Source organism: Microlunatus sp. YIM B11417 (assembly GCF_059617205.1).
The window spans coordinates 57,751-81,374 of sequence record NZ_JCAMPJ010000001.1 but is presented as its reverse complement, the minus strand read 5'-3'; the positions used below and the strand labels follow the sequence as shown (position 1 = coordinate 81,374).

The window sequence follows — 23,624 nt, the reverse complement described above, 5'->3', positions numbered from 1 at the left end:
GCGGGGGAACTGAGGGCGCGCGCCTGTGGATGACGCCTTCACCATCCTCATGGTGTGCACGGCCAATCGCTGTCGATCGCCCATGGCTGAGCATATCTTGCGATCCCGGCTTGCGGAGTCGCCGTTGAACTGGCGGATCTCATCCGCAGGAACGCACGCTGTCGAGCACACCCAAATCATGCCCAACGCGGCCAAGATCCTGGACCGGATGGGCATCGATTCGACCGGGTTTCGCAGCCGCCGGGTGAACCGGCAGCTGATCGCCGAGGCCGACCTGATCCTGACCGCGGAGCAGCGGCAGCGGGAGTTGATCGCGGCGGTCGAGCCGGCGGCACGGCGGCGGACCTTCACGCTGCTGCAGTTCGCCCGGTTCGTCGACGATCCGGACCGCGACGGCCAGCTCCGGACCGGCCGGGAACTGTTGCATCTGGCCCTGGAGATGCAGGGGGCCAGTCAGCCGCCGGAACACTCCGAGGACCTCGCCGATCCGGTCGGCGGGCCGCGGCGCGGCTACCGGGTCTGCGCGGACCTGATCGAGAGTGCGGTCGACTCGATCCTCGGCTACACGGACTGGCGCGCGATCGGCTAGCCCTCGCGGCTCGGCAGTGACGGCGTGCCCGGGGACAGCGCCGGGTCCTCCTCGTCGGCCTCGATCACGACCGTCTCCGCCGTCTCGGCGTCGTCGGCCGGCTCCTCGGCCGGGCTCGGCTCCAGCGTCGGGTGCGGTTCGTCGGCCGGCCGGTGCTCCTCGACCTGGCGCAGCCGGTTGACCAGGTCCGGCTGCTCGATGGTGTCGGTCTGGTCGAAGTCGTCCAGGCTGGTGATCATCGTCGGCGTCTGCGCCCGGGCCGGCCACGGGGCCGTTGGCTGGGTCGGCTGCGGAGCCGGTTCGGGTGTCGGGTGCGGGGCCGGCGCAGCGGGTACGGCCGGCGGCGCGGACACCGCCGGGCGCTCCGCCGAGTCAGCCGACCGGGCCGGGGTCGGCTCCTCGTCGAAGCCGGTCGGGCTCGCCGAGCTCAGCCCGGCGCTACGGCGGGCCTGGAAGGTGGCCACCTGGTACGAGTCGCCGCCGTACGTCCGCTGCTCGCGCCGGCTCGACTTGCGCATGTTGAGCACGCCGCCGATGATCCGGGCGCCGACCGCGTCCAGAGTCTTCCGCGCGGCCGTCAGCTGGGTCCGGTTGGTGTGTCCGTCGCGTACCACCACGACGACGCCGTCGACCAGAGCCGACGCCACCGCCGCATCGGTGACCGGCAGCAACGGCGGGGCGTCGACGATGATCTTGTCGAACCGGCCGCGGAGCCGTTCCATCAGTTCGGCCATCCGCTCCCCGCCGAGCAGCTCGGACGGATTGGGCGGCAGGGAGCCGCTGCCGATGTAGAAGAGCTGGCTGTTGCCCCACTGCTGGATCGCGTCGTTCAACTGGGTCTGCCCGACCAGCAGCCCGGTCAGACCGTTCGACTCCGACAGGGTGAGCAGCGAGCCGAGCCGCGGCCGGCGCAGGTCGGCACTGATCAACAACACCCGGTCGCCGAACTCGACGAAGCTCAGCGCCAGGTTGACCGACGTCGTCGTCTTGCCCTCGTTGGGCACCGCCGAGGTGACCAGCAGGACCTGGGTCGCGGCGGCCGCGTCGACGAACTGCAGGCTGGTCCGCAGATGGCGGTACGACTCCGACCGCGCCGACGCCGCCTGCTCGCCGATGATCAACGGCAGCCGCTTCGTCGTCGGATCGAAGTTGATCGTGCCGAGCGCCGGCGCGCCGAGCACCTCGCTGAGCGTCTCCTGGCTGCGGATGCTCGTGTTCAGCAGCTCCCGGAGCAGCGCGGCGAGCACGCCGAGCACCAGCCCGCCGCCGACGCCGATCGCGCCGTAGATCCGCAGGCTCGGCGCCACGACGATCGGCGGAGTGGGGCCGGAGACCGTGGTCAGGACGACGACGGCGGAGCCCGACTTGCCCTTGTTGTCCAGCTCGTCGACCATCTCCGGGAACTTGTCCGAGACGGCCTCCGCGATGGCGAACGCGCGGGCCGGGTCGGCGTCGCTGATCGTCGCTGTCACCAGCACCGTGTTCAGCTCGGCCGAGCCGGTGATCATGTCCTCGTGGCTGCCGGGCGGTGCCTCGAAGCCGACCTCCTGGGCCACCTCCTGGGCGAGCTTGTCGCTGGACAGCAGCTCCACGTACGAATTGACCCGGGTGACCGCGAACTGCCCGGACGACTGCGGGTTGCTGCCGTCGGAGATCGGGGTGCTGACATAGAAGGTGACCCGGCTGGCGTACGTGTTCGGGGTGAGCACCAGGGCCGCCACCGCGATCGCCGTACAGGCGGCGGTGATGACGAGGACCAGCCACCAGTTCTTGCGCAGGGCGCTGAGGTAGCTGCGCAGGTCCATTCGCCGAGTCACCTCCTCCTTCGTCAGCCGCCGGTAGTCTATTCGCCGAGTCGTCAGGGGGTGCGGTGTTACGTAAGGTCCTGCGGATCGGTCGGCCGGTTGTCGAACGTGCGGCGGCCCTGGTGGGTTCCGTCATTGCGGTACGGACTCGGGCGCCGGAGGTCGTGCTCACCTTCGACGACGGCCCGGACCCGGTCGGCACCGAGCAGGTGCTCACCGCCCTGGCCGAGCGCAACGCCACCGCGACCTTCTTCGTCCTGGGCACCCGGATCCGCCGTCACCCGACCCTGCTCGCCGAGCTCGTCGCCGCCGGCCACGAGCTCGCCCTGCACGGCCCGGACCATCAGCCGCTCCCCCGCTTCGACGCCGCCGCCACCGAGCGCCGTACCGCTGATGCGGCGAAGGAACTGTCCGACCTGACCGGCCAGCCGCTCCGCTGGTTCCGCCCGCCGTACGGCCGGCAGACCCTCGCCAACTGGCGCGGCATCCGAGCCGCCGGCCTGATGCCCGTCTTCTGGGGGCCGACCACCTGGGACTGGCGCGACCTCCCCCAGCAGGAGCGCGTCGCCAAGGCCCAGCAAGGCGCCCGCCCGGGAGCCATCCTGCTCGGCCACGACGGCTTCGCCGGCACCCCCGACGGAGCCCTCGAGGACGTCACCCACACCCTCGACCGCCACGACCTGATCGCCCAGATCCTGGACCGCTACACGGCCAAGGGCTGGCGAGCCGTCTCCCTCGGCCGAGCCTTGGAGCAAGGCCGCCCCATCCTCGCCGGCCGCTTCTCCCGCTGACCCCCGCTCCGCCGCAGCCCGGGCCCGAACGGTCATCGGGTACGGCACCGCGCCGGATCGAGCTGGAGCCGACAGTCGGGCGCCGGGGCCTCGGCGTCGATCCCGAACCGCCCCGTCCTGAAACTCATCACCCGAGCCTGGGCGTTCAGCCCGCTCGAAGGTCAACCCCACCTCGCCGAGTGGACACCTTGACCCGGAAATTCGGCGAAATCGAGGTCAAGGTGTCCACTCGGTGCTGATCGATTCCCGTTCCCGCGGGAACGGCCCCTCAGTCACAGGTCTCGCCTCCCGGGCTGCACCCGGTCGCGAGCCGCCCGCGCGCACGTCGTCCCAGGCCCGCAGCCACGAACACCCGCCTCCGCGCCCGCTCCCGCAGCGCCGCATCTCTTTTCGTCCGCTCCCGAGCCTGCGATCGCTCCAGCCGACTCTGGCATCCTGCGCGATCCGGTACGGAAGCGCTGCTCACGGCGGCGCGGCGAGCGCCGACGAGCCGCGGTGATCATTCCGGCGCGGCGATGATCATCAACGCTCGCCCTTCGAACCGCCGCCTCCAAGCCCGAATCGACCGGTCACTTCTGCAGCGACACGCCGGCAGAACTGCTGCTTTGGTGACCGGTCGGCGGAGGGGGTTGGGGGGTGAGGGTGAGGGCGAGCAGGAGGATCAGGGTGGGGGTGGCGGAGATCAGGGGGCTGAAGAGGAGGTTCCAGCCAGTCCAGCAGGTGAGGAAGAGGAGCAGGGCGGTGGCGGTGCCGTGGGCGACGTGGCGGACGACGCCGATGATCACGATCACGGCGATCATGATCGCCAGCGCGATGCCGGGCAGGCCGGTCTGAGCCCACAGGTCGCCGGTCACGGAGTGAAGTTCGATGCCGGAGCCGAACATGAAGCGTTCGACGTAGCCGTTCTCGGCGTCGTAGCCGGTCGCGGTCATGCCGGCCTTGGCCGCGTTCACGCCGGCCAGGTCGAGGACGGCGCCGAAGCCGAACCCGATCGGCCGGTACGCCAGCAGGGCAAGGAAAGCGCCGAGTTCGGGGCGGCCGCCGAGGATCAGGTTGCCGGCCGTGTCCAGCTGGGACAGGGTGCGCTGCTGGGCCTCGGTGCCGAGCACGCCGCCGACCAGCAACTCGGTGCCGAGCAGGTAGACGGCGGCGCCGGCGGCCACCAGCAGGATCGCGGTCCGGGCCACCGTGCCGCGCTGGCTCAGCCTCCGCGGCTTCAGCTGCCAGACCACCAGCACGCCGGCCAGCAGGAAGGTCGCCATGTACGAGCGGGAGTCGAAGATCACCGACACCCCGGCGAGCATGATCAACACGACCAGCTCGACGATCCGGGACCGGGTCGCGGAGGCCACGCCCAGCAGCAGCATGGCCACCGGCACGGCCAGCGCGAACTTCCACGGATTGCCGGAGCCGAGGCCGTCCCCGAACGCGGCGCTGATCATGGAACCGAGCCCGAAGATGATCGCGATCGTCGCCGGTTCGAGCTTGGTCCGGGCCCACAGCAGTGCCGCGACGGAGATGAAGATGCCCGCGAAGAAGGTGATCGAATACAGCTGGTTGCCCGCTTCGATCCGGTACGCATCCGGAGCCAGCACCGACAGCCCGACGCCGCCGACCAGGGCCACGCCGGCCAGCACGAACAGCGGGAGGGCCAGCCGGAACCGGGGCAGCACGGCCAGCAGCAGCGGCGCCAGCACCACGGCCAGCCCGATCCCGGGCGTCAACGCGGAGAACAGGTAGATCCGGACCGCGACCGCGAACACCAGCCCGGCCGCGAGCAGCTTCTCGGTGGCCGCCCAGCGCTCGTCGACCGGCACCGCGGGAGTCGCCACCGCGGCCGGCGGCGCGGATCCAACCGCGCTCCGACGAGGCCCGACGGGAGCCACGACCACCTCCGACCGAGGAGAGTCCAGTCTTCTACGTCGGCCAACGATAGCCCGCGGACGCTCGGTCACCGGAAACCCAGCCGGGCCGAGCGAGCCACCGACGCGACGTCCCGGCGCACCGACGGCACGGCCAGCGAGGCGGCGGCGACCACGACCGCGACCCCGACGGCCGCGCCGAGCCGGGCCCAGTCGCCGGCACCGGCCAACTGCCAGCTGACCAGCCAGGTCGCCGCGGCGATGGCCAGGCTGACCGCGACGATCCGCAGTCCGTTGACGATCAACGGGACCACGTCGACGCCGGAACTGCGCCGAAGCCAGGCGAAGGAGAGCGGCCAGGAGGCCACCTCGGCCAGCGCGAAGCCGGCCGCGACGCCCTCGACGCCCCAGAGGCTGCCGATCGAGATGCCGATGATCTTGATCGCGGTGGACATGATCGTGAAGTGGAGCAGCTTGCGGACCAGGCCCTTCGACACGTACGTCCAGTAGCCGACGAAGGCCAGCGTCTCGAAGATCCCGCACAGGGCCAGCCAGCGCATGATCGGCGCGACGCCGGTCCACTGGTCGCCGAGGAAGATCGCCACCACCGGATCGACGGCGCCGATCACCAGTCCGAGGCCGAGCACCAGCGTGTAGCCCATCGCGCGTTGCCCGATCCGGAGGTACTCGCCGTACCGGCGTTCGTCGTCGGTCAGCCTGGACAGCACGGGCAGTGCGACCGAGGTGAGTGGGGCACGCAACTGGCCCAGCGGTCGCATCAGCAGCTGGAAGCCGCGGTTGTAGAGGCCGAGCGGGTTCGCGCCGAACCGGGCACCGATCAGCAGCGCGTCGAAGTTCGCGCCGAGGTAGTGGATCAGCTGACCGCCGGCCAGGTTGCCGCCGAAGGCGAGGAACGGGCGCACCGAGGCGTCCCGGCGCCACCAGCGCGGCAGCCAGCCGGCGGCGATCACGACCATGATCAGGTTCGCCAGGAACTGGACCACCTGCTGCCCGACCAGGGCCCAGTAGCCGGCCCCGCCGAGGGCCAGGCCGATCGCGACCCCGAGGGCGACCAAGGGGGACCCGACATCGGCGACGGTGAGCCGGGTGAACAGCAGCCGTCGCTGCAGGTCGGCCCGGTACTGCGTGGCCAGACCGCTGAACAGGAAGGACAATCCGACCACCGCGCTGATCATGGTCAGCTCCGGCTGGCGATAGAACAGGGCCAGCAGCGGGCCGGCGGCGATGATCACGACCAGCAGGATCAGCCCGGTCAGCGTGTTCACCCAGAACAGGTTGTCCCGCTGGGCCCGGGAGAGCTGTTTCGCCTGCACCGCGGCCGAGGACAGCCCGAAGTCGCGGAAGACGTCGGCCACGCCGACCACGGCCATCACCATCGCCAGCAGTCCGTAGTCGTACGGGGTCAGCAGCCGGGCCAGGATGACCACCGAGACCAGCTGGATGATGATCTTGGCCAGCTGCCCGGTCATCGTCACGACCGCGCTCCGGGCCGCGATCCCGCCGAGTCCGCGGCCGGCTTCCGCGGTCCGTTCCTCGGCGGCGGTCTCCGGACCGTCGTCCGGGGTGGTCATCTCAGCGTGGCCCGGGCCAGCGCGGCCAGTTCGCGCCGGTAGCGGGCCGGTGCGTGCGCCTCGCGGACCCCGGCCGCGACTCCGGCCGCCGCGGCCGACGCCGCCTCCCAGTCCTTGATCAACTCCGCCAGCGCGTCGGCCAGTTCTTCCGGCCGGTCCGGGGTCACCACCCGGACCGACGGCAGGTCGCCGACCGCCTCGATCAGGCCCGGTTGATCGGTGATCACCACCGGCCGTCCCGCGGCGGCCGCCTCCACCGCCGCGTTCCCGTACGACTCGTCGCCGATCGACGGCACGACCACGAGATCGGCGTCGGCCAGCCAGGCCGACGGGTCGGCGTGGAAGCCGCGGAACCGGACCCGGTCGCCCAGCGGTGCCGCCAGCTCCCGCAGTTCCGCCTCGAAGTCCTCCTGCCCGGCCACCGGCGCACCGAGCAGGTCCAGCCGCACGTCCAGGTCGCGCTCGGCCAGCAGCCGTGCCGCGGCGATCGCCGTCTGCGGCCCCTTCCGCCGGGACAGCCGGCCGCAGTAGACCAACCGCACCGGACCGGTCAGCGCCGGCCGCGGCGGCTGCGGCTCCGGCAGCTCGAGTCCGTTGTGGACCACGGAATTCCGGGTTCGCGCCGCGGCGGAGGTGGCGGCCAGCACGTCGGTGGTGAATCGGCTGTTGGTGATCACCCGGTGGGTCAGTCCGAGCGGCGCGGTGAGCACCCGCCGCACCCGCCGGGACAGCTGCCGTTCGGCCTCGTGCACGTGGCAGACGACCCGGCGGCCGGCCAGCCGGCCCAAGATCATCCAGCCCGGCGCGACCAGCGTGTTCACGTAGACCAGGTCGGTGCCGGCCTCGCGGATCAGCCGCACCGCCGCGCCCGCGTACCGTACGGAATCGATCATGAACCGAGCCAGACCGGCCGGCGTCAGCATCGCCTTGCGCAGCGCCGGCAGCCCGCAGGTCCGCACGTCGAAGCCGCGCTCGTCGAGCACCTCCAGCAACGGTCCCTGGTACGGCAGCACGACGGTCACCCGCCAGCCGTCGTCGCGCAGCGCCTCGGCCGACTCCAGCAGCATCCGGTCCGATCCGTACAGGTCGGCGCTCGGATGCGCCAGCAGCACCCGCGGTGTCGTCGGCCGGCGCCGGGGCCGTGGCCGGAGCAGCTGGAACAGCCCGGCCAGGGTGCCCCACACCGCCGCCAGCAGGCCGGCCGGATGGCTGAGCAGCTGCCGACGGCCGCCACGCAGATAGATCTGCCAGCTCTGCGCCGGCGTCGCGACCAGCCAGCGCAGCCGCTGCCGGCGGCCCAGCAGCCGCCGGGCGAACAGCAGCCGGTTGCGGCAGTTGTAGCGGTAGTAGAGGTCGGACTTCGCCGGGCCCGAGGAGCGCTGCGTGCCGCCCTCGTCGTGCACGGCGACAAGATCATTCCGCAACACCAGCCGGGCCCCGGCCCGGGCGCACCGGACGCTGAAGTCGACGTCCTCCCAGTACATGAAGTAGTCCTCGGCCAGCCCGCCGGCCCGCTGCCACAGCTCGACCGTCAGGGCCAGACAGGCCGCCGTCAGCCAGCCGAACCGATCCGCCAGCGACGGCAGCACCAGCTCGTCGGCGAAGCCCTCCTCCGGCGTCGCCCGCCAGCCACGGATGGCACCGGTGGCCAGCTCGACGAACGCCCCCGTGAAGTACGGCTTTCCGGTCGAGTCGACCAGCCGCGGGCTGACCAGGTCAGCGGGCCGGTCGAGGCAGTGCTGGTGCAGGGCGTCGGCCGTCGCCGGATCGAGCACCGCGTCGGGATTGAGCAGGATCACGGTGCGGGCGCCGAGCTCGACGGCTCGGCGGACGCCGGCGTTGACCCCGGCCCCGAAGCCGTAGTTGTCCGGCAGCGTCACCAGGTGCCAGCCGCGTTCGGTCGTCATGCGCACGACCGCCGCCCGTTCCGCGGGCCCGGACAGGTTGTCGACGACGATGATCAGCCGGTCCGGCTGGGCGAGCACGTTCGCCGGATCAGCGGCGGCCGCGGCGAGCAGCCGGTGTGAGCCGAAGTTGACGATGACGATCGCGGAGCCCGCACCGCTCCCGTCCGCTTGGTTCACCCGAGCGGACCCTCGAACCTGACGGACGGCAGGTCACCCGTGACCGTGACCGCGAGCGAGATCTTGTCCCGTTGCTTCTCGTCGATCACGAAGACGTACCGGCCCTTGGCGGACTGGCCCGGCTCCAGGACGCCCTCGAATGGTGCCGCCGGGTCACTGCTGATCCGGTTCACCGGCGCACCGGTCTCGTCGGTGCACTCGACGACGACGGCGACCAGGTCGATCGGCTTCGTGGTCTCGTTCTCGATCACCAGATCGAACCGGATGGCGGGACCGGCGACCTCACCGGGCAGGGTGGCCTTGGCCTTGATCGACTTCGTCCGCTCGATCCGGACCGTGATGCCGTCGGCCACCTGGGCGGACTTGTTCAGCGACACCGGCTTCCGGGAGGTGACGGACTTCTCCTTCACCTTGTCCCGGATGTCCCCGCTGTCCTTGGCGGGCGGCGGAACCGGCTTCTGGACGGGCGGCCGGGCGGACGGGGTCGCGGCCGGCGGCAACGCCTCCCGGCCGGTCGTCGCGCAACCGGCGAGCCCGACGCCGGCGACGAGGGCGCCGGCGACGGCCAGAGCGGCGAGACCGCTGCGGAACTTGATCATGGTGCGATCACTTTCAGGTTGTCCACGGTGAGCCGGATCGGCGCGTTGCCGACGTTGCCGGACAGGTAGCCGAGGAAGCCGACCGAGCCCGCCGTCTGCAGCGACGGCGTGCCGTCGGTCCGGGTGATCTGCGCCGCCGCCGGCTCGGTGCCGCCGACCGGCCAGACCTTCCCGGCCAGTGTCGTCGTGCCGGTGCCGGAGATCGTGAAGGAGACCCGCAACGCCTGGCCGGCCTGATAGGTCACGGTCGGCACGTTGACCTCACCGAGGATCGTCTCCGAGCCGTTCACCGCCGCGGCCAGCACCAGGTGGGTCTCGCCGTTGGGCAGGAAGCGCACCTTGAGCCGGTAGTCGGAGTTGCCGACCGCCCTTCCCTGCAGGCTGATCGCGAGTCCGTTCCCGCTCAGCACCTTGTCCACCGCAAGATCGGTGATCATGGTCAGGTCGGTCGCGGACGGCTCGCTCAACGACGCCGAGAGCAACGTCCCCGGGGCGGCGAAATCGATCCGCCCGGCCCCGTCCGCGATGCCGAACGCGCTGCCACCGGAAGTGGTCCAGGCGCCGCCGACGTCGGCGCTGCCCCAGCCGGTCGCGACGGTCCGGCCGAACGCGTCGCTGGCGACGACCCCCGCCCCGGCCGCGGTGACCCGCTTGGTCACCTGGCTCGTCATGCCGTCGTCGTCGGTCACGGTCAGCGTGACGTCATAGCCGCCGATCGCCGCGTAGCTGTGCTGGGCCGTCTTGCCGGTTCCGTTGGTCCCGTCGCCGAAATCCCAGTCGTACGAGACGATCTGGCCGCCCTCGTCGGTCGAGGCCGCGGCGTCGAAGGACACGTCGAGATCATCGGCGGTCCAGCTGAACTCCGCGACCGGCGGGGTGTTCGTGCTCTGCCGCCCGGACGCCGAGTAGTGCAGCGCCACCTCTTCGGCGGTCAGCGGCTCCGGGTAGATCGCGACCTCGTCCACCCGGCCGTTCAGGAAGTTGCTCGCGGGCCGGTTCGGCCAACCGCTCAGGTTGTCGCCACCGATCCGCCAGTAGCCGTCGTAGGAGAGGCCCGCCGTCACCGCCGGGTCGGCCGCGACCCGGTCGCCGTCGACGTACAGCTCGAGGCCGGCGGAGGACAGCTGCCCCACCACGTGGTGCCACTGGCCGTCGTTGTAGGCCTTGGTCGACCGCACCACCTTCCGGTCACCGACGCCGAAGCTGATCCGCCCGCCGCTGTCCAGATAGAGCTGCCGGTCGAAGGTGCTCGAGCTTCCGGTCTGGCTGTTGCCGTACCCGATGATCTTGCCGCCGTTGCCGGAGCTCGACGAGAACCAGCCCTCGATCGCGAAGGTCTCGGGCGCCGCGGCTGCCGTGGTCGAACCCGCCCGGCTCAGCGAGGAGCCGCTGAACACGGCCGCACCGTCGTTGTCGTTCAGCAGGGCACCGGACGAGGTCCGGCTGACGCTGTTGGTGCGCAGGTTGTCGCCACCGGTCAGGTCCGGCGAGCTGCTCGAGGTGAAGCTGTTCAACCGCCAGTACCGACTGGGCTGATCACCGAGCACGCCGATCGCGTACGTCCCGAGGGCGGTGTTGGCCGGCATCGTGATGTCCACGTAGTCGCCGGTCGCCCGGTTGCCGTCCGGGTCGATCGCCACGATCCGGTAGCGGTACGTCTTCCCGGGCTCGGCCGTGCTGTCGACGAAGGACAACTTGGGCCGGTTCCAGAACTGCGAGACGCCCTTGACCGTGCCCAGCGGCGTGCCGACCTTGTCGGACCGGACCACCTGGTAGCTGAGATTCTGATCATCCTGGTCCCAGTTCGAGGTCCAGGTGATCTTGGCCGCATGCCCGTCCACCGCGCTCACGGTCGGCTTGAACAGCGCGCCGCTGTCCACCGGGCCGCGCTTCTTCGGCGCCTTGCTCGAGGTGGCGAACCGGACCAGACCCTGCTGGCCGGTGCCGTTGACCTTGGTGAACTCTCCGCCGGCCACGAGATAGTCGCTGTTGCCGGTCAGGCTCCACGCCGCCTGCCACTGGCCGGTGAAGTTGGCCGCGGTCAGGGTCGGGAAGTAGTTGATGATCGACGGCGCCGGCTGCCCCTCGAAGTTGCCGTAGCCGGATCCGGTCTGGCCGTTCTTCGCGACGGTCCCGGTGGCGTCCTTCGTGTAGGCCATCAGGTAGTGGTGCTGCCGCGGGCTGGTGTCCGGGTAGCCGCCGATGTTCCTGCAGTAGTGCGGATGCCCGGCGCCGTAGACCACACCGTTGGCGCTGAACGCCGAGTACGTGTCGCCATGGCAGTCGTCCAGCCACTTGATCGCGCCGCTGGTCGGGTTGGCCGCCCAGACGCCCTCGAAGTTGCCGGTGCCGAAGTTGAAGCTGGTGCCATAGACCGTGTCCCCGTCGCGGGTCAGGTAATAGGTGCCCGCGGTGTCGCCGGCGTTGCGCACCACCGAGTTGATCGAGAACGGCAGCAGCGATCCGTTGGTCGCGTTCAGCGACGCGATGCCGTACGCACTCGCGCCGTTGACGTTCTTGAACTTGCCGCCGATGATCACCTTGCTGTTGTCCGGGGTCAGCGTCATCGCCTGGATGTCGGCGTCGGCGGTGGGCGCCCAGCCGAGCAGCGAGCCGTCGGCCGCGCTGAACGCGGCCAGCCGGGTCCGAGCCACGCCGTTGGCCTGGGAGAACCAGCCGCCGACGTACACGACGGTGTTGGTCACCGCGATCGCCGCGATGGTGGCGTTGGTGGACGGCGCGAAGCTGCTGATCAAGGCTCCGGTCGCCGTGTCATAGGCAGCGATCCGGTAGCGGTTCTGCCCGTTGGCCGTGGTGAACGAGCCGGCCACGTAGAGCCGCTTCCCGTCCGGCGAGACCTTGACGTCCTTCACCGTGGAGTTCAGCGACGGGTTGAACGACGTGATCAGCGCACCGGTGGTGACGTCGAAGGCGAGCAGGTTCTGCCGCGTCGTCTCGTTCTGGCCGGCCGGCGAACCGGCGGGCCGGGCCTTGGTGAACTGGCCGCCCGCATAGACCGTGTTGCCGTTGATCGCCTGGGTCCAGACCACCCCGTTGATCTGTACGGTCGGCAGCGCGTCGGCGGTCACCATCCCGGCCGGGCGCTGCTTGATCGGTCCCGGCGCCGCGGCGGCATGCTGCACCGGCAGCATCGCCAGCAGGGCAACCGCGAGCAGGATGGCCAGCGCGCGTCTCGGTGCGCGACTGGCAGGCATGAAGCTGCGCATTGACTTCCCCGACATTTTTCGTGCCTGGCGCGGCCCCCACCACTGCCGGACACTCCCCCTGGATCGTCGACCGATAGCCGACCAAGGAGATGCTAACCGATCGAAGCGAGCTTTTCACCCGGTCCGGCAAATCTCCCTGACACACTGGGCCGGTGCCACGCCTCACCGTGCTGCAGTCGTTCCCGACGCCGCGGCCGACCACGAATCCGTACCTGATCATGCTCGCCGAACGACTGGAGCAGACCGGCCAGGTCCGGGTGCTGACGTTCGGGTACCGGACCGCGCTGTTCGGCCGGTACGACGTGTTCCAGGTGCACTGGCCGGAGATCCTGCTGCACGGTACGAGCCCGCTGAAGAAGCTGGCCCGGCAACTGCTGGCGCTGCTGTTCATGATCAGACTGGCGCTCACCCGGACCCCGGTGGTCCGGACGGTGCACAACCTGGACCGGCCGGAAGGGCTGTCCCGGCTCGATCACCGGCTGCTCGACCTGATGGACCGGCTGACCACCCTCCGGATCCGGCTGAACCGGCACACGCCGGTGCCGGTCGGCGCGCCGTCCATGATCATTCCGCACGGCCACTACCGGGACTGGTTCGCCGGCCGACCTCGGGAATCCCTTGTGCCGGGGCGCATCGGCTATGTCGGGCTGATCCGCCGCTACAAGGGAGTCGAGCGGCTGCTGGACGCCTTCGCGGGTACGGGCGGCGACGTCACGCTGGCTCTCGGCGGCAAGCCGTCGACGGCGGAGCTGGCCGAGTTGATCACCGCCGCGGCCGCGCGCGATCACCGGATCACGGTCGTCCCGCGCTTCCTGGACGACGCCGAGCTGGTCTCGATCGTGACCGGCTCGGAGCTGGTCGTGCTGCCGTACCGGCTGATGCACAACTCCGGCGGCACCCTCGCGGCACTGTCGCTGAACCGGCCGGTGCTGGTCCCGGACAACGCGGTGAACCGGGACCTCGCGGACGAGGCCGGCCCGGGCTGGGTGCACCTGTTCGCCGACGAGTTGCGGCCCGAGGACCTGATCACCACCCTCGCTCGGGTACGAGCTCCGCGCGCGGCCGAGCCACGGCTGAGCGGCCGGGACTGGCCGGAGGTCGCGGCGGCCCATCTGGCCGGCTATCGGCAGGCCGTCGCCATCCGCCGGGGCGCCCGATGAAGATCACGATCGGGATCCTCACCTTCCGCCGACCGGAGTCTCTGGCCGCCTCGCTGCCGGCGGTGCTGGAGCAACTCGGCCGCGATCCGGAGCTCTCCGCCGAGGTGCTGGTCGTCGACAACGATCCGGCCGGTTCGGCCCGGGCCACCGCGGAACCCTTTCTGGACCAGGGTCTCCGCTACGTCGTCGAGCCCGAGCCGGGAATCGCCGCGGCGCGGAACCGGGTGCTCGCCGAGACGGCCGCGTCCCGGTTGTTGATCTTCCTCGACGACGACGAGGTGCCGGAGCCGGACTGGTTCGACGCCCTGCTGCGGACCTGGCGGGCGTCCGGCCGGCCGGCGGCGGTGATGGGCCGGGTCCAGTCGATCTTCGACCATGACGTCGACCCCTGGGTCACGGCCGGCGAGTTCTTCCGCCGGCGGCGGCTGCCGAGCGGCACCGAGCTCGACGCGGCGGCCGCCGGCAACCTGCTGCTCGATCTTGATCAGGTCCGCGACGCCGGCGTCCGGTTCGATCCCGGTCTCGGGCTGGGCGGTGGCGAGGACACCTTGTTCACCCGGCAGCTGCACGCCGCCGGCGGCCGGATCGTCTGGTGCGACGAGTCGGTCGCGGTGGACACCGTGCCGGCCACCCGGACCACCCGACGCTGGGTGACCGCCCGGTCCTGGAGTCAGGGCAACAACCAGGTCGCCGTCGATCTCCGGCTCGCCCGCGGCCCGCTCGGCCGCTCGGTGGTCCGGGTCCGGGCGGTCCTCCGTGGCCTGGCTCGGGTCGTCGGCGGGCTGGCCCGCGCGCTCGGCGGGGTGATCACCCGCTCGCTGCGGCACCGGGCCCGCGGGATCCGGACCGCCTGCCGCGGTGGCGGCATGATCGCCGGGGCGCTCGGGGCCCGTTACCGGGAGTACGCCCGCGACTAGTCGGCCCAGTGGCCGAGGGCGAACTGGACCGTGTTGTAGACCAGGATCGCGACGCCGATGATCATGATGGGCCGGAACCGGAACAGCTTCGGCCGCCGGACCGTGAGCGAGGCCAGCAGGATGAACAGCGGGAACACCGTCAGCGTGTTCCGGGCCAGCGACAGATAGGTGTTGCTGGTCATCAGCGACACCGCGGTCAGTCCGGCCAGCAGCGCGGCCGGCCAGTCCCGCCGGCGCAGCAGCAGGATCACGGCCAGACACAGGCCGATCGCGAAGATCAACTCCAGCACGCTCTGCACCCGCCAGTCCGGCAGCGGCTCGGCGATCACGTGGATCAGCTGCTGGCGCAGCGTCTGCCACGGCCACTGGGTGCTCCGGTTCCAGCCGTCCCGCTGGGCGTCGAACCAGACGGTCAGGCTGCCGGTCCGCCACCACAGCCAGCCGAGGTAGAGCGCAGCCCCGAGCCCGCTCGCTGCGACCATGATCATCCGGTGCGGCCGGAAGCTGCCCGGGTGGCGCCGGACGTCGACCAGGTAGAGCGCGATCAGTGCGGGGACCAGGAACAGGCCGCTGACCCTGGTCGCCGTCGCGATCATGCCGAACGCCGCGGTCAGCAGGTAGCGCCGGCGGAGGCAGCACCACCAGGCCGCGGTCGCGCCGAGCAGGTAGAGCGCCTCCGAGTACGACACGACGAGGAACAGCGCGTACGGCCCGGCCAGGAAGAAGATCACCGCCCGCCGCGCCACCGTCGCCCCGTGCCCGTGCTCGGCGATCCGGTAGACCAGGATCCCGGCCCCGAGCGAGCACAGCGCCGGCACCAGCCAGAGCGCGAACGTGCCGGCCGCCGCCCCCGCATCCCCGAGCGGCACCGTGCCGAGGCCGACCAGCCAGCCCACGCCACGGGCCAGCAGCGGATAGCCGGGAAAGAACGCGACCCTCTCGATCGTCGTCCCGTCGGCGCACGCGGGGCCGAAGTAGCCGGCCTCCATGATGCAGGCGAAGTAGCCGGAATCCCAGTTGAAGAAGGTGCCGAAGGGGCCGGGGCGGGCGTGCTCCGGCACCCCGGCGACGGCGACCACGATCCAGCCGAGGCCCTGGATCAGGGCCCGGGCGGCGAGCCAGGCGAAGACCGGGAAACCGACCCATTCCGGGATCCGCCCCAGCCGTCGCCGGACCGCGGTCGCGACCGTTGTCATGATCGGGACCGCCGTCAGCGGGAGTTCGCCGACCGGGCGGCCAGCCGGTGGCAGAGCTGTTCGTAGCCGTCCGTCACGTCGTCCCAGTCATAGCGCCGGATCGCCTCCTGCAACGCCGCACCGGCGGCCCGGACGCGTTCCGGTTCCCGTTCGGCGGCCATGATCTCGGCGGTCACGTCGGCCGGCTCGGTGAAGTAGCCGCCGTGGTGGCCGATCACCTCGCGGTTGAAGACCACGTCGTACGCGATCGGGTACGCCCCCGCGCCGGCCGCCCGGAGCAGCGACGGATTCGTACCGCCGACGGAGTGACCGTGCAGGTAGGTCCGGCAGTGCCGGTACAGCTGGTCGAGTTGATCTTGGTCCCAGACCGCGCCGAGCAGCCGGACCCGATCGTCGGCGGCCGCCTCGACCCGGGCCGTGTAGGCCTCCGCGTACGGCGCCGAGCCGACCACGACGAGCGGCAGCCGGGCGCCGCTGGCCGCATAGCCGGCGACGATCTCGCGGACGTGGTTCTCCGGTTCGAACCGGGCCACCACCAGGTGGTAGCCGTCCGGCTGCAGGCCGAGCGGGGCCAGCCGGTCGGACATCGGGGACAGGTTGATCGGTGCCCCGTACGCGATCATGGTCGTCGCCGCGTCGAACTCGCTGCGGTAGTAGTCGGCGATGCCGCGGGCGTCGGCGATCAGGTCGTCCGACCAGCGCACGGCGAGCCGCTCGGCCAGCCGGTAGTAGCGGCGGCCCAGCCCGCCCCACTTGCCCCGCTGCCATTCCAGGCCGTCGACATGGGTGGCGACCGGGATCCGCCGGGCCCGGATCACGGGCAGCAACAGAGCGTTGGCCGCGTTGAACACCAGGGCCACCTGGACGTCCCGCAACGCCGGATTGATCACCGACAGGGCGGTGTGGGCCAGCGTCTCCAGCGACCGCTTCCGGACGATCGGCAGCTCGATCCGCCGCATCCCGAGATGTTCGTCCCCGGACCCGTCCGGATCCGGGCGGCAGAACACCGTGATCTCGTGACCGCGCTTGGCCAGCCGGCTGCCGACCTCCTCGACCGCGGTCTCGAAGCCGCCGTACCGCGCCGGCACGCCGCGGGTTCCGATCATCGCGATCCGCAAGGTCGCGCCGGTCACGTCACGCCCGCCCGTTCACGGCGGTCCGCAGAACCGTGCTCGAGGTGTGTGCCGTGTAAGGGAAGTAGCGCACGATCACGCCGACCGACGCCATCGCCTCCTCGAGCCGGTCGCCCTTCGGCGTGCCACGCCAGTCGTCGCCCTTGAAGATCACGTCGAAGCCGTACCGGCGCCAGGCGTCCAGCTTGTCGCTGGCGTGGTCGACGACCACCTCGTCGACCAGGTCCAGCGCGCCGACCACCTCGAGCCGTTCCACCAGCGGCACCACCGGCCGCTTGCCCTTGGCCGACTCGAGCACCTCGTCGGTGACCACGCCGACCATCAGCCGGTCGCAGTGCGCCCGGGCTCGCTGCAGGATGTTCAGGTGCCCGATGTGGAACATGTCCCAGGCCCCGGGGACGTACCCCACCAGGGCTCGCCGCGACCCGCTCACGGAGCGACCCGGCTCATCGCCAGCACGTCGGAACGCCATTTGATCACCACCAGAAGGAGATAGCCGGCGGTCGCGACCGCCATCAGGGTGTAGCCGACTGCGAACACCCAGGGAACGCCCCAGAACAGGAAGAGCAGGCAGAGCAGGCCGTAGTCGGTCGGCAGCTTGAGCAGAGTCTTGATCATGGACGCGGCCTGCGGCTGCGGCGCCCCTTCGCCGCGCTGGGCCCGGGCCAGCCGGCCCATCAGATCGACCAAGATCATTCCGAAGAAGTGCACGCTGGACACCAGGGCGAAGCCGACCGGGACCAGCAACAGCGGCTCCGGCACGGCCGGCACGAACCGGTCGGCGTACCGGAACCAGGCGATCAGCACGACCAGATGGACCGCGACCACCTTCACCGCGTCGATCATGTGGTCCAGCCATTCGCCGTCCGGGCTGCCGCCGCCGCGCAACCGCGCCAGCTGGCCGTCGGCCGAGTCCAGCGCGTACCCGATCATCAGGCCGATCCCCACGGGCAGCCCGAGCCACCACGACGGCGGAGCCAGGGCGAGCACGGCCAGCGACGCGAACGTGAAGACGGCGCTCAGGCCGGTGACCTGGTTCGGCGTCAGCCCGAGCCGGTACGCCGACGCCGCGAAGACCCGGCCGACCGGTCGGTTGACGAACAGCGAGTACGGCGGCGCACCCTTGGCCGACTTCTGCGCGGAGCGCAGCTCAACCAGCGAGGACCGGAAGGTCGACCGCGTCGCACCCCGCACGCCCATCAGGGCCCTCCATGATCATTCAGGCCGATATCGGCACGGCACCATCGCGTTCGGAACGCAGGGCCGCCTGCAGAGCCGGACTCGTCGTCGCCCGCCGCGGCGTCAGCTCGATCTCCCGTACGCCGAACGGCTGCGATCGATCGACCGAGCCCCCGTCGATCAGCAACAACGTCGCCGTTGTGGCCGATCCGGGCACCGCGTCGTGCACGACGACCTCATCGACGCCGCGCACATGGCCGACCAACGCCGTCCGCTCGGCCAGCGGAACCACCGGTGGCCGACCGTCGGCACGCTCGATCGCCTCGTCGGTGTAGACACCTACGATCAGCCGATCGCACAGGCTGCGCGCCTGAGCGATCAGGTCGAGATGACCGACGTTGAGCAGGTCGAACGAGCAGGCCAAATAGCCCAGACTCATACAAACCCCCGAAAGCACATTTCCCCCACGCATAAGGCCTCCCCCGAGACCTGAGGAGAACCTTAACCCAGCCAGGGCCGCAGAACCAAGAGATTCACAGCACTCGGTGCACGGCCTGAGATTGTGCTGTACGGTAGGTGAGGCTCGCCTAAGCTAGCCGCCTCGTCCGTGCAAAGGGATTCAGTCCGTGACCGTGATCGAAACCGCACCGGCAGCGCCGGTCGACACCCGGCCCTACACCTCCTTCGTCGGCAGGGTCTCCCGCGTCGTCGAGCTCTCCTCGTCGATGATCCGGATCACCTGCACCGGCCCCGAGTTCGAGAACTTCGGTCCGAGCCGGTTCGACCAGCGGATCAAGTTGATCTTGCCGGTGCCGGGCCGCGGCTTCGCCGACTTCCCGACCGGCGCGGACTGGTACGAGCAGTGGCGGCTGCAACCGCCGGAGCAGCAGAACCCGATCCGCACCTACACCGTGCGGGCGTTCCGGAGCGATCCCGCGGAACTCGACATCGATCTGGTCCGGCACGGGATCAATGGCCCGGCGTCGGCCTGGGCCAGCCGCGTGGCCGTGGGTGATCCGGTCGCCGTGCTCGGGCCGAACCGTCGCTACGACGGTGAGCCTGGCGGCGTCGAGTTCGTACCGCCGCCGGCCGGGACCCCGGTGCTGCTGGCCGGCGACGAGACCGCCCTGCCCGCGATCGCCGCGATCCTGGAGCAACTCCCGTCCGACGTACGCGGCAAGGCGATCATCGAGGTCCCGCACGACGACGACCGGCTGGAGTTGATCAAGCCCGACGGCGTCCGGGTCGAGTGGCTGGTCCGCGACGACGCCCCGGTCGGCCGGCCCATGATCGACTGCTTCGCCGATCACGCGGCCGAGCTGTTCGGCGACCGGACCGGCACCGAGAGTGCCGTCGCCGAGCAGGACGAGGATCCGGACATCGAGCCGTGGGACGTCGCCGAGCAGGGCAACTACGCCTGGATCGCCGGCGAGGCCGCGATGATCCGCACCCTGCGGCGCCTGCTGGTGAACGACCTCGGCGTGCCCAAGACATCCGTTGCCTTCATGGGCTACTGGCGCCTCTGAGCCTCCCCGGGCCGGCGGGTAGCCTGCCCCGGTGAACGACGAGAAGGCGCGGCTGCTGGCCGCCTACGACGAGCAGTTGCGGACCCGCGCCGAGGCCCAGGGTGCACTGGCGCTGGACCGGCTCGGCCCGCTCTGGTTGGTGAAGAACGCGGGCGGCCGCGGGTTCATCACCTATCGCGATCTTGATGGTGCCGACGCCGACGAGGTACGGAAGCTGGTCGCGGCCGCGGCCGCTCACTACCGCGCCGATCCCGCGATCACCACGGTGGAGTGGAAGACCCGTGGCCATGATCAGGCACCGGGGCTGCACGAATCCCTGCTGGAGCACGGCTTCACGCCGGAAGAGCCGGAGTCGATCATGATCGGCGACGCGGCGGCACTGGCGGTCGACGTGCCGCTGCCCGACGGCGTCGCCCTGCGCCGGGTCGAGGACGAGGCCGGACTGCGGACGTTCTGCGAACTCGAGGCGACCGTGTTCGGGATCGACGCCGAACCGATGCGCCAGGCCCTGCAGGAACGGCTCGCGATCGACGACCAGCTGGAGATCTGGATCGCCGAGGCCGACGGAACCGCGGTCAGCGGCGGCCGCCTGGAACCGGTCCGGAACACCGACTTCGCCGGGATCTGGGGCGGTGCAACGCTGCCGGAATGGCGTGGCCGCGGCATCTACCGTGCCCTGACCGCCGCCCGCGCCCGCTCGGCGATCGGGCTCGGTCGGACCATGATCAACAGTGACTCCACCGAGGACTCCCGGCCGATCCTGGAACGCTACGGCTTCACCAAGGTCTCCACCACGACGCCGTACCAGTTGACGATCAGCGCGGCTGGATGATCTTGCGCAGGGTGTCCAGGCAGTGTGTGGTCGCGGAATGCCGGTTCATCGTGCCGGCCCTGACCTGGGCCCAGGCGGTGAACAGCAGTGACCAGAGCAGCCCGGACAGCCAGTCGGGCCGCATCGCGTCGTCGATCGACCCCTCGCGGTGGCCGCGCATGATCAACTCCACCAGCGCGGCCTCGGCCGGGCCGCCCTCCTCGGTCCAGAACTCCTCGCTGTCCGGCTGGATCGACTGGGTGAACATCAGGGTCAGCCAGTCACCGAGCTCGAAGTACTCCTGACAGAGCCGGACCAGCACCTCGTCGGCCAGGCCTTCGCTGAGCCGGGCCCGCTCGGTCGCCTCCTCGATCCGCTGGTCCGCCTCCTCGGTCAGGGCGGTGATCAACTCCGATCGTTCCGCGAAGTAGCGGTGCACGGTGGTGCGACCGACGCCGGCCTCGACGGCGACGTCGGACATCGAGGCGCCGGGGTTGCGGGCCAGCAGGGCGACGGCGGCGTCGACGATCGCCCGCCGGGTGCGGGCACGGGTGCCGGACTCGGCCGCGGAGGTTTCGGTCACATCGCCCCTTTCTTCGCCGGACACGGTACACGCACGGAACATAGCCACCCTATACGGGAATCTTCTTGTCGTAATGGAACAGTTGTGTACCATTTTTGACTATGGAGACCCGCAAGCCTTCCTTCGCCCGCCTCCGGGTGCTCTGGTCGTTCGCCTATCCGCACCGCCGCCGACTCCTGCTCGGGCTGGTGCTCGGGCTGGTCGTGTCCGCGGCCGGCCTGGCCACGCCGATGGTCACCAAGTGGGTGCTGGACACCCTGGCCGTCGGCGGTTCGCTGGCCGCGCCGGTGCTCGGGCTGCTGGTCCTGCTGGTGATCGGTGCCGCGGTCTCGCTCTGGCAATGGATCCTGCTCGGGACGCTCGGCGAGCAGGTGGTCCGGGACGCCCGCCGTTCGGTGGTCGGGCGGCTGCTCCGGGCCAAGGTGCCCCAGGTCACGGCGCGGCCGCCGGGCGAGCTGGTCACCCGGGTCACCTCCGACACCGTGCTGCTCCGCGAGGCGGCGGCCTCCAGCGTGATCGGCCTGGTCAACGGCGCGATCATGCTGGTCGGGACGCTGCTGCTGATGGCCGTGCTCGACCTGGTCCTGCTCGGCACCACGGTGATCGCGGTCGTGGTGGTGGCCGCGTTGTTCGGCCTGTTGATGCCACGGCTGGCCAAGGCCCAGGAAGCGGCGCAGGAGCAGGTCGGCCGGCTCGGCGCGCTGCTGGAGGGGACCATGCGCGCGATCCGTACCGTCAAGGCGAGCCGGGCCGAGGACCGGCAGGACGCCGCGATCGGCGCCGCCGCAGAGCAGTCGGCCGGGCACAGCATCCGGGCCGTCCGGCTCGAGGCGACCGCCTGGACGATCTCGTTCTCCGGGATCAATCTGGCCATCATCGCGATCCTCGGCTTCGGCGCCTGGCGGGTGGCTGCCGGTGATCTCGCGGTGTCCAGCCTGGTCGCCTTCCTGCTGTACGCGTTCGGCCTGATGGGCCCGATCACCGAACTCAGCCAGAACGTCACCGCGCTGCAGTCCGGGATTGCCGCGGCCGGCCGGATCCGCGAGGTCGAGGCGCTCGAGCCCGAGGCCGCGACGACCGCGGTCCGGCCGCTGCCCGCCGTCGACGAGGGACCGCTGGTGCGCTTCGAACGGGTCGGCTTCGGCTATCGGCCGGACCAGCCGGTGGTGTCGGAGATCGAACTGGACCTGCCCCGCCGCGGGCAGCTGGCGATCGTCGGCCCGTCGGGCGCCGGCAAGACCACGCTGGTGTCGCTGTTGCTGAGGTTCGTCGAGCCGGATCAGGGCCGGCTGCTGCTCGACGCACAGCCGTACCAGGACTTCACGCCGGCCGAGGTACGGTCTCGGATCGCTTATGTGGAACAGGAAACGCCGGTGCTGCCGGGGACGATCCGGGAGAACGTCGCCTTCACCCATCCGGACGCCACCGAGGCCGAGATCCGGGCCGCGCTGGCCAAGGTGCAGCTGACCGACCTGGTCGACCGGCTGCCGGACGGGCTGGACAGCCAGCTCAACGGGTCGACGATCTCCGGTGGTCAGCGGCAGCGGATCGCGCTCGCCCGGGCGATCCTGCGATCCCCGGACCTGTTGATCTTGGACGAGGCGACCGCGCAGATCGACGCTCTGACCGAGGCGGCGGTCACCGCGTGCGTCGCCGAGCTCGCCCGCGATCATGCCGTGCTGACCATCGCGCACCGGCTCTCCACGGTGCTGGACGCGGATCGGATCGTCGTCCTCAACGAGGGCAAGGTCCGGGCCGTCGGTGATCATCGGCAGCTGCTGGCGACCGACGAGCTGTACCGGGAACTCGTCGCCGCGCTGCGGATCGCCGACCGCGCGGAACCGGAGTCGGAGCCGGCCGCGGCCGGAGTATGACCCGAGGACGACTTCGGACCTTGGTCAACTCGTTAGTCTTGGCGGGTGCCAATCGACTTCGACCTGATCGCCGACTGGGCCGTCCAGCTGATGGAGAGGCTGGGCGCCCCCGGCGCCGGGATCGCCATCGCCCTGGAGAATCTGTTCCCACCGATTCCCAGCGAGGTGATCCTGCCGCTGGCCGGCTTCGCGGCGAGCCGGGGCACCTTCCCGATCTGGCAGGCCATCCTGTTCACGACACTGGGTTCGCTGGTCGGTGCGATGGCCCTGTACGGGGTCGGTGCCGCTCTCGGCCGGGAGCGGATGCGCTGGCTCGCGGTCAAGCTCCCGTTGATCAAGGTCTCCGACGTCGACCGGACCGAGGCCTGGTTCTCCAAGCACGGCGCGAAGACGGTGTTCTTCGGCCGGATGATCCCGATCTTCCGCAGCCTGATCTCGATCCCCGCCGGGATCGAACGGTTCCCGATCCCGCTGTTCCTGCTGCTGTCCGGCAGCGGCAGCCTGATCTGGAATTCGATCTTCGTCACGGCCGGCTACCTGCTCGGCGAGAACTGGCATATCGTCGATCAGTACGCGGGCATCTTCTCCAAGCTGGTCATCGTCCTCGTGGTTGCGGCGGTGGTGATCTTCGTCGTGCTCCGGGTCCGGGAACGGCTGCGGGAGCGGAAGGCCACCTCGGCCAACTGAGCCGGGGAC

At 70.7% G+C, this 23,624-nt stretch carries 20 protein-coding genes; 8 read left to right on the top strand and 12 right to left on the bottom strand.

Features of this window, described 5'->3' with window-relative positions; genetic code table 11:
- Positions 1 to 49: 49 nt before the first annotated feature.
- A complete protein-coding gene (locus AC6CCG_RS00430) occupies positions 50 to 589 on the top strand; it encodes an arsenate reductase/protein-tyrosine-phosphatase family protein (RefSeq protein WP_496654370.1) in 540 nt (179 codons plus the stop codon).
- Here AC6CCG_RS00430 and AC6CCG_RS00425 read toward each other — a convergent pair.
- Positions 586 to 2,406 (bottom strand): tyrosine-protein kinase domain-containing protein, encoded by a 1,821-nt coding sequence (locus AC6CCG_RS00425; RefSeq protein WP_496652455.1) that lies wholly within the window; start codon positions 2,404 to 2,406, stop codon positions 586 to 588. The two genes, AC6CCG_RS00430 and AC6CCG_RS00425, sit on opposite strands and share 4 nt — an antisense overlap.
- Before the next feature lie 110 nt (positions 2,407 to 2,516).
- On the opposite strand from AC6CCG_RS00425, the gene AC6CCG_RS00420 reads away from it, so the two are divergent.
- The gene (locus AC6CCG_RS00420; protein WP_496652454.1) at positions 2,517 to 3,185 is read left to right on the top strand and encodes a polysaccharide deacetylase family protein; all 669 of its coding nucleotides are present in this window, start codon (positions 2,517 to 2,519) and stop codon (positions 3,183 to 3,185) included.
- A gap of 569 nt (positions 3,186 to 3,754) precedes the next feature.
- Here AC6CCG_RS00420 and AC6CCG_RS00415 read toward each other — a convergent pair.
- The 5 genes from AC6CCG_RS00415 to AC6CCG_RS00395 all read right to left on the bottom strand — a co-directional run bounded on the left by AC6CCG_RS00415 (position 3,755) and on the right by AC6CCG_RS00395 (position 12,537).
- Positions 3,755 to 5,017: a hypothetical protein gene (locus AC6CCG_RS00415; RefSeq protein WP_496652453.1), complete on the bottom strand. Its 1,263-nt coding sequence runs from the start codon at positions 5,015 to 5,017 to the stop codon at positions 3,755 to 3,757.
- A gap of 119 nt (positions 5,018 to 5,136) precedes the next feature.
- Positions 5,137 to 6,639, bottom strand: coding sequence for a lipopolysaccharide biosynthesis protein (locus AC6CCG_RS00410; RefSeq protein WP_496652452.1), 1,503 nt, complete (start codon positions 6,637 to 6,639; stop codon positions 5,137 to 5,139).
- A complete protein-coding gene (locus AC6CCG_RS00405; protein ID WP_496652451.1) occupies positions 6,636 to 8,723 on the bottom strand; it encodes a glycosyltransferase in 2,088 nt (695 codons plus the stop codon). Before AC6CCG_RS00405 ends, AC6CCG_RS00410 begins: the two co-directional genes overlap by 4 nt.
- The gene (locus tag AC6CCG_RS00400) at positions 8,720 to 9,322 is read right to left on the bottom strand and encodes a hypothetical protein (protein WP_496652450.1); all 603 of its coding nucleotides are present in this window, start codon (positions 9,320 to 9,322) and stop codon (positions 8,720 to 8,722) included. Before AC6CCG_RS00400 ends, AC6CCG_RS00405 begins: the two co-directional genes overlap by 4 nt.
- The gene (locus AC6CCG_RS00395) at positions 9,319 to 12,537 is read right to left on the bottom strand and encodes a LamG-like jellyroll fold domain-containing protein (RefSeq protein ID WP_496652449.1); all 3,219 of its coding nucleotides are present in this window, start codon (positions 12,535 to 12,537) and stop codon (positions 9,319 to 9,321) included. Before AC6CCG_RS00395 ends, AC6CCG_RS00400 begins: the two co-directional genes overlap by 4 nt.
- Before the next feature lie 164 nt (positions 12,538 to 12,701).
- Here AC6CCG_RS00395 and AC6CCG_RS00390 point away from each other — a divergent pair, with 164 nt between their 5' ends.
- Together AC6CCG_RS00390 and AC6CCG_RS00385 are read left to right on the top strand one after the other, a co-directional pair.
- On the top strand, positions 12,702 to 13,709 hold the full coding sequence (locus AC6CCG_RS00390) for a glycosyltransferase family protein (RefSeq protein WP_496652448.1): 1,008 nt from the start codon (positions 12,702 to 12,704) through the stop codon (positions 13,707 to 13,709).
- Complete coding sequence (locus tag AC6CCG_RS00385) at positions 13,706 to 14,626, top strand: glycosyltransferase family 2 protein (RefSeq protein ID WP_496652447.1); 921 nt, start codon at positions 13,706 to 13,708, stop codon at positions 14,624 to 14,626. The genes AC6CCG_RS00390 and AC6CCG_RS00385 overlap by 4 nt, the downstream gene beginning before the upstream one ends.
- Here AC6CCG_RS00385 and AC6CCG_RS00380 read toward each other — a convergent pair.
- The 5 genes from AC6CCG_RS00380 to AC6CCG_RS00360 are packed head-to-tail and all read right to left on the bottom strand — an operon-like array spanning position 14,623 to position 18,558.
- Positions 14,623 to 15,822, bottom strand: coding sequence for a mannosyltransferase family protein (locus AC6CCG_RS00380; RefSeq protein WP_496652446.1), 1,200 nt, complete (start codon positions 15,820 to 15,822; stop codon positions 14,623 to 14,625). The two genes, AC6CCG_RS00385 and AC6CCG_RS00380, sit on opposite strands and share 4 nt — an antisense overlap.
- A 14-nt stretch (positions 15,823 to 15,836) precedes the next feature.
- Positions 15,837 to 16,928 carry a DUF1972 domain-containing protein gene (locus AC6CCG_RS00375; RefSeq protein WP_496652445.1) on the bottom strand — a complete coding sequence of 364 codons (1,092 nt, stop codon included), beginning with the start codon at positions 16,926 to 16,928 and terminating at the stop codon, positions 15,837 to 15,839.
- 28 nt (positions 16,929 to 16,956) lie between these two features.
- On the bottom strand, positions 16,957 to 17,388 hold the full coding sequence (locus AC6CCG_RS00370; protein ID WP_496652444.1) for an FAD synthase family protein: 432 nt from the start codon (positions 17,386 to 17,388) through the stop codon (positions 16,957 to 16,959).
- Complete coding sequence (locus AC6CCG_RS00365; protein WP_496652443.1) at positions 17,385 to 18,155, bottom strand: CDP-alcohol phosphatidyltransferase family protein; 771 nt, start codon at positions 18,153 to 18,155, stop codon at positions 17,385 to 17,387. Before AC6CCG_RS00365 ends, AC6CCG_RS00370 begins: the two co-directional genes overlap by 4 nt.
- A gap of 19 nt (positions 18,156 to 18,174) precedes the next feature.
- A complete protein-coding gene (locus AC6CCG_RS00360) occupies positions 18,175 to 18,558 on the bottom strand; it encodes an adenylyltransferase/cytidyltransferase family protein (protein ID WP_496652442.1) in 384 nt (127 codons plus the stop codon).
- A gap of 202 nt (positions 18,559 to 18,760) precedes the next feature.
- Here AC6CCG_RS00360 and AC6CCG_RS00355 point away from each other — a divergent pair, with 202 nt between their 5' ends.
- Together AC6CCG_RS00355 and AC6CCG_RS00350 are read left to right on the top strand one after the other, a co-directional pair.
- Entirely contained in the window at positions 18,761 to 19,660 is a 900-nt protein-coding gene (locus tag AC6CCG_RS00355) for a siderophore-interacting protein (protein WP_496652441.1), read from the top strand.
- 31 nt (positions 19,661 to 19,691) lie between these two features.
- The gene (locus AC6CCG_RS00350; RefSeq protein ID WP_496652440.1) at positions 19,692 to 20,492 is read left to right on the top strand and encodes a GNAT family N-acetyltransferase; all 801 of its coding nucleotides are present in this window, start codon (positions 19,692 to 19,694) and stop codon (positions 20,490 to 20,492) included.
- Here AC6CCG_RS00350 and AC6CCG_RS00345 read toward each other — a convergent pair.
- The gene (locus tag AC6CCG_RS00345; protein ID WP_496652439.1) at positions 20,476 to 21,054 is read right to left on the bottom strand and encodes a TetR/AcrR family transcriptional regulator; all 579 of its coding nucleotides are present in this window, start codon (positions 21,052 to 21,054) and stop codon (positions 20,476 to 20,478) included. The two genes, AC6CCG_RS00350 and AC6CCG_RS00345, sit on opposite strands and share 17 nt — an antisense overlap.
- Before the next feature lie 101 nt (positions 21,055 to 21,155).
- Here AC6CCG_RS00345 and AC6CCG_RS00340 point away from each other — a divergent pair, with 101 nt between their 5' ends.
- Entirely contained in the window at positions 21,156 to 22,928 is a 1,773-nt protein-coding gene (locus tag AC6CCG_RS00340) for an ABC transporter ATP-binding protein (protein WP_496652438.1), read from the top strand.
- Between the two features lie 45 nt (positions 22,929 to 22,973).
- On the top strand, positions 22,974 to 23,615 hold the full coding sequence (locus AC6CCG_RS00335; RefSeq protein ID WP_496652437.1) for a DedA family protein: 642 nt from the start codon (positions 22,974 to 22,976) through the stop codon (positions 23,613 to 23,615).
- Positions 23,616 to 23,624 lie beyond the last annotated feature (9 nt).

Excerpts from the sequence above, each read along its gene's own strand:
- AC6CCG_RS00430 (WP_496654370.1), top strand. The coding sequence starts at position 50 with ATGGTGTGCACGGCCAATCGCTGTCGATCGCCCATGGCTGAGCATATC.
- AC6CCG_RS00410 (WP_496652452.1), bottom strand. The coding sequence starts at position 6,639 with ATGACCACCCCGGACGACGGTCCGGAGACCGCCGCCGAGGAACGGACC.
- AC6CCG_RS00400 (WP_496652450.1), bottom strand. The coding sequence starts at position 9,322 with ATGATCAAGTTCCGCAGCGGTCTCGCCGCTCTGGCCGTCGCCGGCGCC.
- AC6CCG_RS00395 (WP_496652449.1), bottom strand. The coding sequence starts at position 12,537 with ATGCCTGCCAGTCGCGCACCGAGACGCGCGCTGGCCATCCTGCTCGCG.
- AC6CCG_RS00385 (WP_496652447.1), top strand. The coding sequence starts at position 13,706 with ATGAAGATCACGATCGGGATCCTCACCTTCCGCCGACCGGAGTCTCTG.
- AC6CCG_RS00380 (WP_496652446.1), bottom strand. The coding sequence starts at position 15,822 with ATGACAACGGTCGCGACCGCGGTCCGGCGACGGCTGGGGCGGATCCCG.
- AC6CCG_RS00375 (WP_496652445.1), bottom strand. The coding sequence starts at position 16,928 with ATGATCGGAACCCGCGGCGTGCCGGCGCGGTACGGCGGCTTCGAGACC.
- AC6CCG_RS00365 (WP_496652443.1), bottom strand. The coding sequence starts at position 18,155 with ATGGGCGTGCGGGGTGCGACGCGGTCGACCTTCCGGTCCTCGCTGGTT.
- AC6CCG_RS00340 (WP_496652438.1), top strand. The coding sequence starts at position 21,156 with ATGGAGACCCGCAAGCCTTCCTTCGCCCGCCTCCGGGTGCTCTGGTCG.